At 65.1% G+C, this 17,628-nt stretch carries 13 protein-coding genes and 1 riboswitch; of the genes, 5 read left to right on the top strand and 8 right to left on the bottom strand.

Annotation, left to right across the window (positions count from 1 at the left end):
* Nucleotides 1–34: 34 nt before the first annotated feature.
* From O6P39_RS24735 to O6P39_RS24745, 3 genes are all read right to left on the bottom strand, one after another.
* The gene (locus O6P39_RS24735) at nucleotides 35–1,042 is read right to left on the bottom strand and encodes an ABC transporter substrate-binding protein (protein WP_275609013.1); all 1,008 of its coding nucleotides are present in this window, start codon (nucleotides 1,040–1,042) and stop codon (nucleotides 35–37) included.
* Nucleotides 1,043–1,236: 194 nt separating this feature from the next.
* Complete coding sequence (locus O6P39_RS24740) at nucleotides 1,237–1,644, bottom strand: acyl-CoA thioesterase (protein ID WP_015479269.1); 408 nt, start codon at nucleotides 1,642–1,644, stop codon at nucleotides 1,237–1,239.
* A 105-nt stretch (nucleotides 1,645–1,749) separates the two neighbouring features.
* Nucleotides 1,750–2,658 carry a LysR family transcriptional regulator gene (locus O6P39_RS24745; RefSeq protein WP_275609014.1) on the bottom strand — a complete coding sequence of 303 codons (909 nt, stop codon included), beginning with the start codon at nucleotides 2,656–2,658 and terminating at the stop codon, nucleotides 1,750–1,752.
* A 226-nt stretch (nucleotides 2,659–2,884) separates the two neighbouring features.
* Here O6P39_RS24745 and O6P39_RS24750 point away from each other — a divergent pair, with 226 nt between their 5' ends.
* The 5 genes from O6P39_RS24750 to O6P39_RS24770 all read left to right on the top strand — a co-directional run bounded on the left by O6P39_RS24750 (nucleotide 2,885) and on the right by O6P39_RS24770 (nucleotide 10,282).
* On the top strand, nucleotides 2,885–4,066 hold the full coding sequence (locus O6P39_RS24750; protein ID WP_043255976.1) for an acyl-CoA dehydrogenase: 1,182 nt from the start codon (nucleotides 2,885–2,887) through the stop codon (nucleotides 4,064–4,066).
* A gap of 139 nt (nucleotides 4,067–4,205) precedes the next feature.
* A complete protein-coding gene (locus O6P39_RS24755; RefSeq protein ID WP_275609015.1) occupies nucleotides 4,206–5,429 on the top strand; it encodes a CaiB/BaiF CoA-transferase family protein in 1,224 nt (407 codons plus the stop codon).
* Between the two features lie 192 nt (nucleotides 5,430–5,621).
* A riboswitch (S-adenosyl-L-homocysteine riboswitch) is annotated at nucleotides 5,622–5,733 on the top strand.
* 22 nt (nucleotides 5,734–5,755) lie between these two features.
* Nucleotides 5,756–7,165, top strand: a complete 1,410-nt coding sequence (gene ahcY / locus O6P39_RS24760; RefSeq protein WP_275609016.1) for an adenosylhomocysteinase — start codon at nucleotides 5,756–5,758, stop codon at nucleotides 7,163–7,165.
* Between the two features lie 98 nt (nucleotides 7,166–7,263).
* Nucleotides 7,264–8,109, top strand: a complete 846-nt coding sequence (gene metF / locus O6P39_RS24765) for a methylenetetrahydrofolate reductase [NAD(P)H] (protein WP_275609017.1) — start codon at nucleotides 7,264–7,266, stop codon at nucleotides 8,107–8,109.
* 154 nt (nucleotides 8,110–8,263) lie between these two features.
* Nucleotides 8,264–10,282, top strand: coding sequence for a DEAD/DEAH box helicase (locus O6P39_RS24770; RefSeq protein WP_275609018.1), 2,019 nt, complete (start codon nucleotides 8,264–8,266; stop codon nucleotides 10,280–10,282).
* A gap of 226 nt (nucleotides 10,283–10,508) precedes the next feature.
* Here the strand turns inward: O6P39_RS24770 and O6P39_RS24775 are convergent, their stop codons facing one another.
* From O6P39_RS24775 to O6P39_RS24795, 5 genes are all read right to left on the bottom strand, one after another.
* Nucleotides 10,509–11,243: an amino acid ABC transporter ATP-binding protein gene (locus tag O6P39_RS24775; protein WP_275609019.1), complete on the bottom strand. Its 735-nt coding sequence runs from the start codon at nucleotides 11,241–11,243 to the stop codon at nucleotides 10,509–10,511.
* Nucleotides 11,236–12,198 carry an amino acid ABC transporter permease gene (locus O6P39_RS24780; protein ID WP_275609020.1) on the bottom strand — a complete coding sequence of 321 codons (963 nt, stop codon included), beginning with the start codon at nucleotides 12,196–12,198 and terminating at the stop codon, nucleotides 11,236–11,238. Before O6P39_RS24780 ends, O6P39_RS24775 begins: the two co-directional genes overlap by 8 nt.
* A gap of 72 nt (nucleotides 12,199–12,270) precedes the next feature.
* Nucleotides 12,271–13,068 (bottom strand): transporter substrate-binding domain-containing protein, encoded by a 798-nt coding sequence (locus O6P39_RS24785; RefSeq protein ID WP_275609021.1) that lies wholly within the window; start codon nucleotides 13,066–13,068, stop codon nucleotides 12,271–12,273.
* 237 nt (nucleotides 13,069–13,305) lie between these two features.
* Entirely contained in the window at nucleotides 13,306–15,882 is a 2,577-nt protein-coding gene (mdoH, locus tag O6P39_RS24790) for a glucans biosynthesis glucosyltransferase MdoH (protein WP_275609022.1), read from the bottom strand.
* Nucleotides 15,875–17,401 (bottom strand): glucan biosynthesis protein G, encoded by a 1,527-nt coding sequence (locus O6P39_RS24795; RefSeq protein WP_275612025.1) that lies wholly within the window; start codon nucleotides 17,399–17,401, stop codon nucleotides 15,875–15,877. Before O6P39_RS24795 ends, mdoH begins: the two co-directional genes overlap by 8 nt.
* Between the last annotated feature and the right edge of the window lie 227 nt (nucleotides 17,402–17,628).

Consider the following 17,628-nt stretch of genomic DNA (forward strand, 5'->3'; position numbering starts at 1 on the left):
CGGCTCAGGGGCCGGCGCACGATGTATCAGAGCGTCAGAGTGCCTCGATGAAGCGTGTGTCGATGGCCTGCGCCGGGGTGACCGGCTGCTGCAGGATGCCGGCCTCACTGGCAGCTTTCTGGATGTGCTCCAAGGAACCCTTCTGGAACGAGCCCTTCAGCTCGGCTTGGTTCTCCTTCACCGAGTAGAAGTGCACGCCGTCGAAGGCAGTGCTCAGCTCGGACTCCTCGGCGCCCACACCCTTGGCGATGGCGGCGCGGCCTTCGGCGGTTTTCTCCTGGTAGTGCTTCAGGCCCGCTTCCCAGCTCCTGATCAGCGCCAGCACCTGGCCGGGACGCTCCTTGAGCACCTCGTCGCGGACCACGAACACGTCGCTGATGATGCCCGGATCATCCGAGCCCTTGTACAGCAGGTTGACCTTGGGGTTCTGCTGCTTGGCGGCGGACAGGTAAGGCTCGTAGGTCACCGCGGCCGGTACCTGGCCGGCGATCAGCGCGCTGCCGGCGTTGGCGGCGGGCATCGGCACCGGCTGCACGTCGGCGATGGTCAGGCCGGCCTTGCGCAGGGCGCTGTGCAGGAGGATATCGCTGGTGGTGCCTTCCTCGTAGGCGACCTGCTTGCCCTTGAGGTCGGTCAGGGTCTTGATCGACGGATCGACGATCAGCGCATCGGCGCTGGTGCTCTGGTCCAGCAGCAGGACGATCTTCACTGGCAGGCCGGCGGCGACCATGGCCATGGCGGTGTGGGTGGCAAGGTTGCCGCCGTCGATCTGGCCGCTGGCCAGGGCGGCGTTCATGTCCTTGTCTTCGGTGAAGTTGACCAGTTCGACCTGCTCCAGGCCATTGGCCTTGAAGGCGCCAGCCTGCTCGGCGACATACCACTGGCCGTAGCCCAGCCAGGGCTGCATGCCCATCTTGAAGGTGCCGGCCTCGGGCTTGGTGTCGGCCTTGATCGCTGCGGCGTGCGCGGCGCCGGCCAGCAGCAGGCTGGCACAGGTGGCCACGGCCAGTTGGCGCAGCGCGGATGCGAAGGTGGTGTGCATGGTCTCTCCCCGGTCATTGTTTTGCAGCTGCATTCCTGGCGAATGAAGTACTGCTGGATCGGCGGGGAGCTTGCGTCGGCCCATGCCCGCCGTGGGCGGGCACAGGCTCACACTCAATCAATGCAAATGCAAAGGTTTCGCCGTAGTCCGGCTTGGCTCCGGGCACGCAGGCAATCACCGTTGCGCATCAGCCGTCAGGGCTGGGGAATGGCGTCGTCCTTGAACTGGTCCTTGATGTACTTGATCTCGGTGCGACCGTGGGGCGCCGGCTGGCCGTCCGGACCGATGTTCACGAAGACCATCTTGTCGACCGTGAGGATGCTCTTGCGGGTGATCTTGTTGCGCACTTCGCAGGTCAGGGTGATCGAGGTGCGGCCGAACTCGGTGGCGGTGATGCCCAGCTCGATGATGTCGCCCTGGCGCGCGGAACTGACGAAGTTGATCTCGGAGATGAACTTGGTGACCACGCGCTGGTTGCCCAGCTGGACGATGGCGTAGATCGCCGCTTCTTCGTCGATCCATTTCAGAAGGCTGCCGCCGAACAGGGTGCCGTTCGGGTTGAGGTCTTCAGGCTTGACCCATTTGCGGGTGTGGAAATTCATGGAAGCTCCTTCTTGGGAGGTTGCGCCTCGTGAGCGCGATGACGGGCAAAGCCCCGCCGGCTATGCAAGTCTGGACCCGGCCGAAACCCGGCACCTTGCCTTGGCTCAGCCGAGCCCGGCTTCGGCGCGGTAGCGGGCAGCTTCGTCCACCAACCAGTCGCGGAAAGCGCCCAGGGTCGCCGATTCCACCTTGCGTTCGGGAATCATCAGGTAATAGGCATTTTCGCTCAAATAGGCATGTTGCATCGGCACGATAAGCCGCCCGTCGGCCAGCTCGCGCTGGATCAGCATCGGCGGGATCAGCGCCACGCCCATGCCGTGCATGGCCGCCTGGGCCAGCATGGAGAACAGCTCGTAGCGGGTGCCGCTCATGTCGTGGGCGACGCTCATGCCCAGCGAACCGAACCACTGACGCCAGGCGTAGGGCCGGGTGGTCTGCTGCATCAGCGGCAGCTCGGCGATCTGTGCGGCGGACAGCTCGGTTCGCCCACCCAGCAGTTCGGGGCTGCAGACCGGTACCGGGTTCTCGTGCATGAGGAAGTTGGCCACCGTACCGGACCACACGCCGTCGCCGAAATACAGCGCCGCATCGAACTCGGTGTCGGCGAACAGGAACGGCCGGGTGCGGTTGGTCATGTTGACCGTGACGTCCGGATGCAGGCGCTTGAAGTCCTTGAGCCGTGGCAGCAGCCACTGGGTGGCGAAGGTCGGTACCACCGCCAGCTCCAGCGCACCACCGCCCTGTTGGCCCATCACCGCCAGGGTGTCGCGCTCCACCGCGTCCAGGCGCGCAGCGACGCGGCGGCTGTAGTTGAGCCCGGCCTCGGTCAGCTTCACCCCGCGCCGCGAACGGCGGAACAGCTCGACGCCGAGGAACTCTTCCAGCGCGGCGATCTGCCGACAGATGGCGCTCTGGGTCAGCGACAGCTCCTCGGCGGCCTTGGTGAAACTTTCGTGGCGGGCGGCGGATTCGAAGGCGACCAGCGCAGCGGTGGTCGGGATCTTGCGTCGCATCGAATGCCTCTTCGGAATCTCGTGATGCGAGCGGGCCACGCAAAACGCCTTAAATAGAGGCGGCAAGGCATAAGCACGCATCAGCAATGCAATGACGGAGTGAAAAAATAGCACAACAGCGTGCGAATTAGTCAGTTGCCCGGCTTCCCGACGGCTGACTAGGATGGCCCACACCGTACCCGCCTAGACTTGTCGGGTCCTTCACTGTCTGTTCCGAGGTTTCTCCATGGCCACCAAAGCAAGCTTCAACTGGGAAGATCCGCTGCTGCTGGATCAGCAACTCACCGAAGAAGAGCGCATGGTGCGCGACAGCGCCTACCAGTTCGCCCAGGACAAGCTGGCCCCGCGCGTACTGGAAGCCTTCCGCCACGAGCAGACCGACCCGGCGATCTTCCGCGAGATGGGCGAAACCGGCCTGCTCGGCGCGACGATCCCCGAACAGTACGGCGGCAGCGGCCTGAACTACGTGTGCTACGGCCTGATCGCCCGTGAAGTCGAGCGCATCGACTCCGGCTACCGCTCCATGATGAGCGTGCAGTCCTCCCTGGTGATGGTGCCGATCAACGAATTCGGCAACGAAGCCACCAAGCAGAAATACCTGCCGAAACTGGCCAGCGGCGAATACATCGGCTGCTTCGGCCTGACCGAGCCTGACCACGGTTCCGACCCGGGCTCGATGATCACCCGCGCCAAGAAAGTCGACGGCGGCTACCGCCTGACCGGCGCCAAGATGTGGATCACCAACAGCCCGATCGCCGACGTCTTCGTGGTCTGGGCCAAGGATGACGAAGGCCAGATCCGTGGCTTCGTCCTGGAAAAAGGCTGGGAAGGCCTGTCCGCCCCGGCGATCCACGGCAAGGTCGGCCTGCGCGCCTCGATCACCGGTGAGATCGTGATGAACAACGTGTTCGTCCCCGAAGAAAACGCCTTCCCCGAAGTGCGCGGCCTGCGCGGCCCGTTCACCTGCCTGAACTCCGCCCGCTACGGCATCTCCTGGGGCGCCCTGGGCGCTGCCGAAGCCTGCTGGCACACCGCCCGCCAGTACACCCTGGACCGCAAGCAGTTCGGCCGCCCGCTGGCCGCCAACCAGCTGATCCAGAAGAAGCTGGCCGACATGCAGACCGAGATCACCCTCGCCCTGCAAGGCTGCCTGCGCCTGGGCCGCATGAAGGATGAAGGCACCGCCGCGGTGGAAATCACTTCGATCATGAAGCGCAACAGCTGCGGCAAGGCCCTGGACATCGCCCGCATGGCCCGCGACATGCTCGGCGGCAACGGCATCTCCGACGAGTTCGGCGTAGCCCGCCACCTGGTCAACCTGGAAGTGGTGAACACCTACGAAGGTACCCACGATGTCCATGCGCTGATCCTCGGCCGCGCCCAGACCGGCATCCAGGCGTTCTTCTAAGCGCCTCGCGCCGGCCCGCCCAGCTCTTCGCAAAAGCAGGCCGGCGCACGTTCCACCTCTCGTCCGAGAGGCCCCGGGAAGGGACGTGGAGTCCCCGCACTGCGCCCTCCCCGCCCCACTTCACGTTGCAGGTGATTCCATGTCCGGCGCCCTTTCGCACATCCGTGTCCTCGACCTCTCCCGCGTTCTCGCCGGCCCCTGGGCCGGGCAGATCCTCGCCGACCTCGGTGCGGAAGTGATCAAGATCGAGCGTCCCGGCAGCGGCGACGACACCCGCGCCTGGGGCCCGCCGTTCCTCAAGGACGCCGAGGGCCGCGACACCAGCGAAGCGGCGTATTACCTGTCGGCCAACCGCAACAAGAAATCCCTGACCATCGACTTCACCCAGCCCGAGGGCCAGCGCCTGGTGCGCGAGCTGGCGACCAAGGCCGATATCCTGCTGGAGAACTTCAAGGTCGGAGGGCTGAAGGCTTACGGCCTGGACTACGAGTCGCTCAAGGCGATCAACCCGAAGCTGATCTACTGCTCGATCACCGGCTTCGGCCAGTTCGGCCCCTACGCCAAGCGCGCCGGCTACGACTTCATGATCCAGGGCCTGGGCGGCCTGATGAGCATTACCGGCCGCTCCGACGCCGAGGAAGGCGCCGGTCCGGTGAAGGTCGGCGTGGCGCTGACCGACATCCTCACCGGCCTGTACTCGTCCACCGCGATCCTCGCCGCTCTCGCCCACCGCGACGTCAGCGGTATCGGCCAGCACATCGACATGGCGCTGCTGGACGTACAGGTCGCCTGCCTGGCCAACCAGACCCTGAACTACCTGACCACCGGCAATCCGCCGCGGCGCCTGGGCAACGCGCACCCGAACATCGTGCCGTACCAGGACTTCCCCACCGCCGACGGCGACTTCATCCTCACCGTCGGCAACGACGGGCAGTTCCGCAAGTTCGCCGAACTGGCGGGCCACCCGGAATGGGCCACCGACGAGCGCTTCGCCACCAACAAGGCCCGCGTAGCGCACCGCGACGTGCTGATCCCGCTGATCCGCCAGTCCACCGTGATGCGCACCACCGCCGAGTGGATCGCCGTACTGGAGCAGGCCAGCGTGCCGTGCGGCCCGATCAACGACCTGTCGCAGGTCTTCGCCGATCCGCAGGTGATCGCCCGCGGCCTGCGCGTGGACCTGCCGCACCCCCTGGCCGGCAGCGTGCCGCAGGTGGCCAGCCCGATCCGCCTGTCCGAGACGCCCGTCGAGTACCGCAACGCTCCGCCGACCCTCGGCCAGCACACCCAGGAGATTCTCGAAGGCGTGCTCGGCCTGGACGAAGCGGCCATCGGCAAGCTGCGCGAAAGCGGCGTCATCTGATTGCACGGCCCGCCAGGCGGGCCGCTACCGAGCATCTCCTGACTGGCTTCCAGCGCCGGGTTTTCACGGCCCCGTCGCTGAAAGCCAGCGGAGATCACCTTTGGCAGACCGGCGGCGCACGCCGGACTTGGGCGATGCCCAAGGCGCCGCTATAATCGCCCGCTCAAGCGACTTCCCGGTCGCTCCCGCCTTCCGTCCGAGGGGCGCTGCAGCAGGTCACACTCCATGACTTGTCAGGCTCGAACGGAGCGCGCGCGCAACACTGTATCCGGTGTTGTAAACGCATCAACGGCGCCCATTCGCAGACAACGAATGGAGAGTTACGCATGAGCGCTGTCATGACGCCTGCCGGTTTCACCGATTACAAAGTCGCCGACATTTCCCTGGCCGCCTGGGGCCGCCGCGAGCTGATCATCGCCGAGTCCGAAATGCCGGCACTGATGGGCCTGCGCCGCAAATACGCCGGCCAGCTGCCGCTCAAGGGCGCGAAGATCCTGGGCTGCATCCACATGACCATCCAGACTGGCGTGCTCATCGAGACCCTGACCGCGCTGGGCGCCGAAGTGCGCTGGTCGTCCTGCAACATCTTCTCCACCCAGGACCAGGCCGCCGCCGCCATCGCCGCCGCCGGCATCCCGGTGTTCGCCTGGAAAGGCGAGACCGAGGAAGAATACGAGTGGTGCATCGAGCAGACCATCCTCAAGGATGGCCAGCCGTGGGACGCCAACATGGTGCTGGACGACGGCGGTGACCTGACCGAGATCCTGCACAAGAAATACCCGGCGATGCTGGAGAAGATCCACGGCATCACCGAAGAGACCACCACCGGTGTGCACCGCCTGCTCGACATGCTCAAGGCCGGCACCCTGAAAGTCCCGGCGATCAACGTCAACGACTCGGTCACCAAGAGCAAGAACGACAACAAGTACGGCTGCCGTCACAGCCTGAACGACGCCATCAAGCGCGGCACCGACCACCTGCTGTCGGGCAAGCAGGCCCTGGTGATCGGCTACGGCGACGTGGGCAAGGGCTCGGCCCAGTCCCTGCGTCAGGAAGGCATGATCGTGAAGGTCTCCGAAGTCGACCCGATCTGCGCCATGCAGGCCTGCATGGACGGCTTCGAAGTCGTCTCCCCGTACAAGAACGGCCTGAACGACGGCAGCGAAGCCAGCGTTGATGCCGCCCTGCTGGGCAAGATCGATCTGATCGTCACCACCACCGGCAACGTCAACGTCTGCGACGCCAACATGCTCAAGGCGCTGAAGAAGCGCGCCGTGGTGTGCAACATCGGTCACTTCGACAACGAGATCGACACTGCCTTCATGCGCAAGACCTGGGCCTGGGAAGAGGTCAAGCCGCAGGTACACAAGATCCACCGTACCGGCAAGGACGGCTTCGATCCGCACAACGACGACTACCTGATCCTGCTGGCCGAAGGCCGCCTGGTGAACCTGGGCAACGCCACCGGCCACCCGTCGCGCATCATGGACGGCTCCTTCGCCAACCAGGTGCTGGCGCAGATCCACCTGTTCGAGCAGAAGTTCGCCAACCTCTCCGCCGCCGAGAAGGCCCAGCGCCTGACCGTCGAAGTGCTGCCCAAGAAGCTCGACGAAGAAGTGGCGCTGGAGATGGTCAAAGGCTTCGGTGGCGTGGTCACCCAGCTGACCAAGCAGCAGGCCGACTACATCGGCGTGACCGTGGAAGGCCCGTTCAAGCCGGACACCTACCGTTACTAAGAGCAGCCGCAAGCTGCACGCCACAAGCTGCAAGCCGGGCCAGCCCGGCTTGCAGCTTGAAGGCTGACGCTTGACGCTGGGAAGGGAACCTTCTCCATATGTCTCAAGAACGCCGTTTCAGCTTCGAATTCTTCCCCGCCAAGACCGAAGCCGGACACGAAAAACTGATGGCCACCGCGCGCCAGCTGGCCGCGTACAAGCCTGACTTCTTCTCCTGCACCTACGGCGCCGGCGGCTCGACCCGCGACCGCACCCTGAGCACCGTGCTGCAGCTCGACGGTGAAGTGCAGATCCCCACCGCCCCGCACCTGTCCTGCGTTGGCGACACCAAGGCCGAACTGCGCGCCCTGCTCGCCCATTACAAGGACGCCGGCATCCGCCGCATCGTCGCCCTGCGCGGCGACCTGCCCTCGGGCATGGGCATGGCCAGCGGCGAACTGCGCTACGCCAACGAGCTGGTGGAGTTCATCCGCGCCGAAACCGGCGATCATTTCCACATCGAAGTTGCCGCCTATCCGGAAGTTCACCCGCAAGCGCGCAATTTCGAGGATGATCTTGCGAATTTCGTGCGCAAGGTCAAAGCCGGCGCCGACTCCGCCATCACACAATACTTCTTCAACGCCGACAGCTACTTCCATTTTGTCGAGCGTGCGGAGAAACTTGGTGTCAGCATTCCGGTCGTACCGGGTATCATGCCGATCACCAACTACACCAAATTGGCCCGCTTCTCCGACGCCTGTGGCGCGGAAATCCCCCGCTGGATTCGCAAGCAGCTGGAAGCCTACGGCGACGATATCGCCAGCATCCAGGCCTTTGGTGAGCAGGTCATCACCGAAATGTGCGAACGCCTCCTCGAAGGCGGCGCACCCGGTCTGCACTTCTACACCCTGAACCAGGCTGAACCCAGTCTGGCGCTCTGGAACAACCTCAAGCTCCCCCGCTGAGGATCATTGCTCCGGGCTTACCGTCCGCGATCCCGGCCAGCGCAAAGCCGGCGTATCGTGGACGGAGTGCTCCCAGCCCACGGCTGAGCGCTCGCCCCGAGCTTGAAATCACGCGCCCTCGAGCCGGCAGGTCGCCGGCCTACAGGAACCCCGCATGTCCTTCTCTTCCCTCGGTCTCTCCGAGGCCCTGGCTGGCGCCGTTGAAGCCGCCGGCTACGCGCGCCCCACCCCCGTTCAGGAACGCGCCATCCCCGCCGTTCTGCAAGGCCGCGACCTGATGGTTGCCGCCCAGACCGGCACCGGCAAGACCGGCGGCTTCGCCCTCCCGGTGCTCGAGCGCCTGTTCCCCGAAGGTCACCCCGACCGCGAACACCGCCACGGCCCGCGCCAGGCGCGCGTCCTGGTTCTGACTCCGACCCGCGAGCTGGCCGCCCAGGTGCATGACAGCTTCAAGGTCTACGCTCGCGACCTGCCCCTGAAAAGCGCCTGCATCTTCGGCGGCGTCGGCATGAACCCGCAGGTCCAGGCCGTCTCCAAGGGCGTCGACGTGCTCGTCGCCTGCCCCGGTCGCCTGCTCGACCTGTGCGGCCAGGGCAGCATCGACCTGTCCCACGTGGAAATCCTGGTTCTCGATGAAGCCGACCGCATGCTCGACATGGGCTTCATCCACGACGTGAAGAAGGTCCTCGCCAAGCTGCCGCCCAAGCGCCAGAACCTGCTGTTCTCGGCGACCTTCTCGAAAGACATCGTCGACCTCGCCAACAAGCTCCTGCACAACCCGGAGCGCATCGAGGTCACCCCGCCGAACACCACCGTCGAGCGCATCGAACAGCGCGTGTTCCGCATTCCCGCCGTACAGAAGCGCGTTCTGCTGGCGCACCTGGTGACCGTAGGCGCCTGGGAACAGGTGCTGGTGTTCACCCGCACCAAACACGGCGCCAACCGCCTGGCCGAATACCTGACCAAGCACGGCCTGCCGGCCGCCGCGATCCACGGCAACAAGAGCCAGAACGCGCGCACCAAAGCCCTGGCCGACTTCAAGGCCAATGACGTGCGCATTCTGGTCGCCACCGACATCGCCGCCCGCGGCCTGGACATCGACCAGCTGCCCCACGTGGTCAACTACGAGTTGCCGAACGTCGAGGAAGACTACGTCCACCGTATCGGCCGTACCGGCCGCGCGGGTCGTACCGGTGAGGCCATCTCCCTGGTGGCGCCGGACGAAGACAAGCTGCTCAAGGCCATCGAGCGCCTGACCAAGCAGCGCATCCCCGACGGCGATATGCAGGGCTTCGACCCCGACGCCGTGCTGCCGGAAGTCCAGCTGCCCGAACCCAAGGAAGCCACCCAGCGCCAGCCGCGCAAGGACAAGGCCAAGCGTGGCGAGCGCAAGGACCGCAGCAAGGAAAAGCCCCAGCAACCGCAGGCCGAGGAGCAGCAGAACGCCGCCGCTCCCGCTGCCGGCGAAGCCGCTGAAGGCGACAAGCCCGCCGGCAAGCGCCGCCGCCGTGGTGGACGTGGCAAGAAGAAGGGTGAAGGCCAGGGCAGCGACGCCCAGTCCAACACCAATGCTCAGCCGCGCCAGCAGGGACAGGGCCGCCAACAGCAGCAGCCCAAGCCCCCGCGCGCGCCGAAGGTCGATCCGGACCGCGACCCGGAAGAATTCCTCGACGACGATTTCGACAACTTCGGCAACCGCGCCGACTACGTCAGCCCCTTCCCGGACAAGGACCAGCCGCGCGGACAGCGCCGCCGTGGCGGACAGGGCCAAGGCCAGAACCAGGGTCAGGGCCAACAGCGCGCCCGCGGCCAGGGTGGTCAGGGCGGCGGCCAGGGCAACGGTCAGAACCGTGGCCAGGGTCAAGGTCAGGGCCGGGCCGCGAAGAAGCCCAATGGCAGCGGTCGCGGTCAGGGCCAAGGCCAGAGCGGCAACGGCCAGGGTAAGCCAGGTCAGCGCAAGCGCGGCGGCAAGGCTCCGGCCTCGCGGATGAACGATGCCCCGCTGCGCGAGCCGAGCGAGTACGGCGCCGCCAAGCCTACCCGCCAGCCGGTGGTGATCAACAAGCGCGACCTGGTCCGCAGCGACCGCTTCCCCACTGCCGAGCAGTTGGAAGAACTGGAACCGCGCCGCAAGACCGAGCGTCCGGCGCTGCTGACCCGCAACCGCGACTGATGCTGATTAGAGAGACCGCCCTTCGGGGCGGTTTCTTTTTGCCCGGGAGTTATGGGGCTCCCTGGATACCGGAAGGCTTTTCGTAGGAGCGAGATTGCCCGCGAACTGAGTCCGCAGCGGAGCTTGTTCGCGAGCAAGCTCGCTCCTACAAGAGCCGCGCCCTCGCACACCGAACAAGCACAAAAAAGCCGCCCGAAGGCGGCTTTTTGCCCAACGGCACCGAACCTCAGAGCACCTGCCGCAGGAAAGTCTGCGCACGCGGGTCCTGGGGCTGGGCGAAGAACTGCGCGGGCGGCGCGTCCTCCAGCAGCTTGCCGTGATCGAAGAACAGCACGCGGTCGGCAACTTCGCGGGCGAATCCCATTTCGTGGGTGACGCAGACCATGGTCATGCCTTCCACGGCCAGGGTTTTCATCACATCCAGCACCTCGCCGACCATCTCCGGGTCGAGCGCCGAGGTCGGCTCGTCGAACAGCATCACCTTCGGATCCATGCACAGCGCACGGGCAATGGCCACGCGCTGCTGCTGGCCACCGGAGAGGCGCGAGGGGTACTCGTTGGCCTTCTGGCCGATGCCGACCTTGGCCAGCAGCGCCTTGGCCTTCTCCTCACGCTCGGCCTTGCCGCGCTTGCGCACGACTTTCTGCGCCAGGCACAGGTTCTCCAGCACGGTCATGTGCGGGAACAGGTTGAAGTGCTGGAACACCATGCCGACTTCGCGGCGGTAGGCATTGATGTCGGTCTTGGGGTTGGCCAGGTCGACGCCGTCGATGCTCACCGAGCCGGAATCGAACTCCTCCAGACCATTCAGGCAGCGCAGGAAGGTGGACTTGCCCGAGCCGGACGGGCCGATCACCACCACCACTTCCCCCTTGGCCACGCCAGTAGTCACGTCATCGACCGCACGAACGACTTGGCCGCGGGTATCGAAGACCTTGGTCAGGTTACGAACTTCAATCACTTTGGCCGAGCCTCCGTTCCAGACGGCCTGCCAGGTGCGACAGCGGCAGGTTGATCACAAGGTAGAGCGCCGCGACGCAGAACCAGATTTCGAAGGTGGAGAACGAGGTGGTGATCGCCTCGCGGCCGCTCTTGGTCAGTTCGGTGATGGCGATTACCGAGACCAGCGAGGTGTCCTTCACCAGACTGATGAACTGCCCGGCCAGCGGTGGCAGCACGCGCTTGAAGGCCTGCGGCAGGATCACATGGCGCATCGACTGCGCGGCGTTCAGGCCCAGGGATCGCGCCGCCTCGTCCTGGCCACGGGCGATGGACTGCACGCCGGCACGGACGATCTCGGCCACATAGGCACCGGTGAACAGCGCCAGCGCGGCCACACCCGCGAACTCGCGGGACAGGTTCAGCACCGTGCCGATGAAGAAGTAGAAGATGAAAATCTGCACCAGTAGCGGCGTGCCACGCACCAGCTCGACGTAGAGGGTCGACAGGTCGTGCAGGGTCGGGTTCTTCGACAGGCGGCAGAGACCAGCCAGCAGGCCGATCAGCAGGCCGATGGCGCCGGAGATGAAGGAGATCCACAGCGTGGTCCACAGGCCCCAGGCCAACGGCCCGGCCGCCCAATGGCGCTGCACGCCGACCACATCGCCCTCGGCGACATCGTCATTCTCGGCGAACTGCAGGCTGTCGGCGGCCACGCTCAGCACCTGCTGCTGGCCATCCTCGCCCTGCAGGGTGACGCGCGCGTCGTGCCCGGTCTGTTCGATCTTCTCCACCCGCGAGATGCCCTCGGCCCGCTGCGGCTCCTCCGCCTGGTAGGCGAAGTACTGCGGGACGCGATTCCAGCGCCACTCGTAGGAAATCAGCGAAGTGGAGTACCAAAGCCCGAAGCCGATCAGCAGGATGATCAGGCCGGTCAGCCCATGCCAGGGCCAGGTTGCGCGTTTCGTTCTAGCCACGAATCTCTACCGTGAAAATGCGAACGCGCAGGCCGGGGCCTGCGCGTCGGGTGAACCAGCGTCAGACGCGGATTACTCCATGTCCTTCAGCCAGTCGGTGCTCTTGAACCACTTGTCATGCAGACGATCGTAGGTGCCGTCTTCGTGGATCTGCTTGAGGAAGTTGTTGATGAAGTTGATCGAGTCGTAATCGCCCTTCTTCAGGCCGAAAGCCAGCGGCTCGTAGGTGAACGGCTGGTCCAGGAAGACCAGCTTGCCGGCGCCGAACTTGTTGACGGCCACGACGTTGTAGGGCGAATCGTAGATGAAGGCGTCGGCCTTGCCGTTGACCACGTCCATGACCGCTTCGGGCTCGTTGTCGAAGCCGTGGTACTGGGCCTTGGAGAGCTGCTTCTTGGCGACGAACTCACCGGTGGTGCCGATCTTGGAGGTGATGCGGTACTTCGCATCGTTCAGGTCCTTGTAGGACTTGATGGTGCCTTCCAGGTCCTTGCGGATCAGCAGGGTCTGGCCAACCACGATGAAGGGATCGGAGAAGTTCAGGCGCAGGTTGCGTTCCTGGGTCAGGGTCATGCCCGAGCCGATCATGTCGAACTTGTCGGTCAGCAGGGCCGGGATGATGCCGTCGTAGCTGGTGGAAACCAGTTCCAGCTTGACGTTCATGGCCTTGGCCATGGCCTTGAGCAGGTCCACCTCGAAGCCGACGATCTGACCGCGCTTGTTGGTCATCTCGAACGGCATGTAGGTCGGGTCCATGCCCACGCGCAGGGTGCCGCGCTTGGCCGCTTCATCGATGGCGCCAGCCTGCGCCGAGGCCACGCCCACCAGGGCGCAAACGCCCATGACCAGCAATGCCAGGTACTTTTTCATCCCCAAACTCCCAAGCAAATAGAAAGGTCTTCTTGTTGTTCCAGAAATCGAATCGCGCATCCATGACGGCGGGCAATACAGCGCACTGTGCATCGGAAGGGTGCGAAGCCTACCCCATGCACCTGATATCTCAATCTTTTCTGGATAGCTGGCGCAGGGTACCAGCAGCGCCGCACGGGGAAAACAGGGAAACTCGCCGGCCGCCCTCGTCCGCAGCGGGACGAGGGCGAGCGAGCGTCAGGACTGCGCAGCGGGCAGCGTCAGCGGGGGCTGCTCGGCGACCGGCGCCAGCGGCACGGCCGGTGCGTGACTATCGGCCCGCAGCGACTGCTGCCACTGGCCGATCCACTGTTCCTTGTTGCCCTGCCAGAGCGCCAGGTGCAGGCGCGACAGCGCAACCGGATCGCTCAGCAGCGCCAGGCGCAGGCTGCCGTCCAGTTGCTCGGGGCTGGCATCCAGCGCCCTCTGAACGCGCTCGGCGCGCATCGCCTCGATGGAATCGGCCTTGCCGTGGCGGGCCGTACCCATGGCGCAGGCCAGGGCGTTGAGCACCGGGTCGACGGCGGCGCGGACGAAACCGTCCTTCAGCGCCTGCCAGCGGTTCTGGTAGGTGTACTCGTCGGTAGCACGCAGTTCGCGCGGGGTGTCGTACTCCTCGGGGATGAGGAACAGCTTTTCATCGCGCGAGGCCAGGCCCAGCTTGACCCGGCTGCTGATCACCGAGACCGGGATCGACAGCATCAGGGCGCCGACGATGGGCGACAGCCACCACAGGAAACGCGGGTTGAGCCAGGCCACCAGCAGCGCCCAGCACAGGCCCAGCAGGGTCTGCAGGCCGTGGCGGCGGATCGCCTCGCTCCACGGGGTGTCATCGTCGTCACGCTGCGGCGACTTCCACTGCGCTTCCCAGCCAAGGAACGCGGCCAGCACGAAGCGGGTGTGGAAGAGCATGCGTACCGGGGCGAGCAGCACGGAGAAGAGCATCTCCAGGAGCATGCTCAGGGTCACCTTGATCACGCCGCCGTAGCCCTTGGCGCCTTTGGCCCAGATCAGCATGACGCTGAGCAGCTTGGGCAGGAACAGCAGGGTCAGGGTGGTGGAGAACAGGGCGATGGCCTTTTCCGGGTGCCACTGCGGCCAGATCGGGAACAACTGGCGCGGCTCGAGGAAGTACTGCGGCTCCATCAACTGGTGCACCGCCAGCAGCGCGGTGGACAGCACCAGGAAGAAGAACCACAGCGGCGCCGACAGGTAGGACATCACGCCGGTGAGGAACACCGCACGGTGCACCGGGTGCATGCCCTTGACCAGGAACAGGCGGAAGTTCATCAGGTTGCCGTGGCACCAGCGGCGGTCGCGCTTGAGCTCGTCCAGCAGGTTGGGCGGCAATTCCTCGTAGCTGCCTTCCAGGTCGTAGGCGATCCACACGCCCCAGCCGGCGCGGCGCATCAGCGCGGCTTCGACGAAGTCGTGGGAGAGGATCGCACCGGCGAAGGAGCCCTTGCCCGGCAACGGCGCCAGGGCGCAGTGCTCGATGAAGGGCTTCATGCGGATGATCGCGTTGTGGCCCCAGTAGTGCGACTCGCCCAACTGCCAGAAGTGCAGGCCGGCGGTGAACAGCGGGCCGTACACGCGGGTGGCGAACTGCTGCATACGCGCATATAGGGTGTCCATGCCCGACGCCTTGGGCGCGGTCTGGATGATGCCCGCCTCGGGGTTGGCCTCCATCAGGCGCACCAGCTTGGTCAGGCAGTCGCCGCTCATCACGCTGTCGGCGTCCATGACGACCATGTACTTGTACTGGCCGCCCCAGCGACGGCAGAAGTCGTCGATGTTGCCGCTCTTGCGCTTCACCCGGCGCCGGCGGCGGCGGTAGAAGATGCGACCGAAGCCCTTGGCCTCGTTGCACAGCTCGATCCAGGCCTTTTCCTCGGCCACCGCGATGTCCGGCTGGTTGGTGTCGCTGAGCACGAAGAAGTCGAAGCGGTCCAGCTCGCCGCTGGCGGCCACCGACTCGAAGGTCGCGCGCAGGCCGGCGAAGACCCGCGGAACGTCCTCGTTGCAGATCGGCATGACGATCGCGGTACGCGCTTCCGGGGCGATCGGCTCGTTGCCGGCGCTGCTGCCGGAAATCCGGTAGCGGTCACGGCCGGTGAGCAGTTCCCAGAAGCCCATCAGGGCGGTCCAGAAGCCGGCGGACACCCAGCAGAAAAGGATGGCGAACAGCGTCAGCACGCCGAACTGGATCAGGTACGGCAGCACCTGCTCCAGGGTCTGCAGCCAGGTCTGGCGGTTGATCTCTTCCAGATCGACGAACGCCCAACCCTGGTACGGCAGGATGCCCTTCATGTAATAGGTGGCGACGCTGGTCTGGCCCAGCATCAGCAGCACCAGGATGAAACGGCGCCAGGAGCCGACCCGCTGCCAGCGCGCCTTGGGCAGGTCGCGAACCGGTCTGGACGGGTTGCTGCGCCCGGTGAGGCGACGCCAGCCGCGAATCAGCGGGTTGGTGCGCCAGGGTTCGGGGATGACCTTGGTGCGCTGGATCGGCGGCGCGGCCTTGAGGTAGGTACGGCCGTTGTCGTCCATACCCAGCATCCGGGCGTCGTCCAGCTCCTGGCCGTAGCCGTGGCGCAGGCGCGCCCCGACCGAGGCCAGCGCGACGTCGTCGCTCTGGGAATCATCGCCAGCGAGCTGCTCGTGCAGCTCGCTGAAGGACCCGGCCCGGGCCAGACGCTCACGCTCGGCCGCCGAAAGCGGCAGGTGCGCGAGGTAGTCGGCCACCGGCGCGGTGGTAGCGGTGGAGTTATTCATCGGCAGGCAGCTGGTAGCTCCAGGTTTCGGAAATGGTCTGGCCGCCATTCACCAGCGCGGCGCGCATTTCCGTCGGCTTCTTCGGATCCTTGACCTTGATCCGCAAGGTCAGACGCCAGCCTTGGGTCACCGGGTTGTAGCGCAGGTTGTTCTCCTTGACCTCGGCATTGTCGTCCGTGCTTACCTGAGTGCTCACCGGCGCATCACCGGCCAGCGCCTTCAGGGTCGGGCCGACGAAGTCGACGACCAGAGCGGTGCTGCCGTCCGGCTGGCGGATCAGGTTCTTCTGCTTCACGTCACCCACGGAACGCAGGGTCTGCATGACCCAGGAGGATTTCGGATCGTGCAGCGCCTCTTCGTCCCTGGTCCAGCGCATGCGGTAGGCGAAGTCCAGCGGCTCGCCGGCTTCGGGACGCTTCTCGGGGTTCCAGAAGGCGACGATATTGTCGTTGGTTTCGTCCGGAGTGGGGATCTCCACCAGCTCGACGGTGCCCTTGCCCCAGTCACCCTGCGGTTCGACCCAGGCGGACGGGCGCAGGTCGTAGCGGTCATCCAGGTCCTCGTAGCGGGAGAACTCGCGGCCGCGCTGCAGCAGGCCAAAGCCTTTCGGGCTCTCGACGCTGTAGGCGCTGACGGACAGGTGTTTGGGGTTGTTCAGAGGACGCCAGATCCACTCGTCGTTGCCGGCGTGGATCTGCAGGCCGGTGGAGTCATGCAGCTCCGGACGGAAGTTGTGCTCGGCGGACGGCTGGTTGGAGCCGAACAGGAACATGCTGGTCAGCGGCGCCAGGCCCAGTTTGGACACCTTGTCGCGCAGGAAGACGCGCGCCTTCACATCGACCACGGTGTCGTTGCCCGGGCGGATGATGAAGCGATACGCACCGGTGGCACGCGGCGAATCCAGCAGGGCGAAGATCACCAGATGCTTGTCGGTGGGCTTGGGATGCTCGATCCAGAACTCGCGGAAGCGCGGGAACTCCTCGCCGGACGGCAGCGCGGTGTCCATCGCCAGGCCACGGGCGGACAGGCCCCACCACTGGTCCTTGCCGATGATGCGGAAGTAGCTGGCGCCCAGGAAGGTGCCGATCTCGTCCTGCTTTTCCGGGGAATTGATCGGATAGAGGATGCGGAAGCCGGCGTAACCCAGGTCCTTGGTGGCATTGGCGTCGAATTTCAGCGTACCGAAGTCGAAACGCGAGGGATCGTACTTGATCTCCTTGACGCTGGTGGAGGTCACTTCGTTGATCTTCACCGGCGTGTCGAAATGCATGCCCTGGTGATAGAAGCTGATCTTGAAGGGAGTCTTGTCGCCAGCCCAGTAAGCCTTCTCGTTGCGGAAGCGGATCTGCTGGTAGTCAGCGAACTTCATTTCGCTGAATTCCGATGGCAGGTTGCTGGTCGGTGCGCTGTACTTTTCGCCCGCCAGCGACTTGGCGCGCTCGGCCACGTCGTCAAGATTGAAAGCCCACGCCTGGCTGGTGCTCAACGCCACAAGAGCGGAACCGACCAGCACGCGCAGGAAGCTAAGAGGTTGTTGAACGGAACGGAAAATCACGAGTCCCCCTCGTCCGTGAACACAAAACTAATAAGGCCAGCAAAGGCGATGCCAATTTGCCGGCGATTGAATTCCGACCCCGGTGAGCCTGAATGATTCCCCGTTATTTTCCACGGGTACTTACGACTCCCGGAGACGCATTGTTCTAGATGCATATGCCCTAACCATCATCCCACGGCGTTATGACAAGC

This window comes from Pseudomonas sp. PSE14 (assembly GCF_029203285.1).
Classification (GTDB): domain Bacteria; phylum Pseudomonadota; class Gammaproteobacteria; order Pseudomonadales; family Pseudomonadaceae; genus Pseudomonas.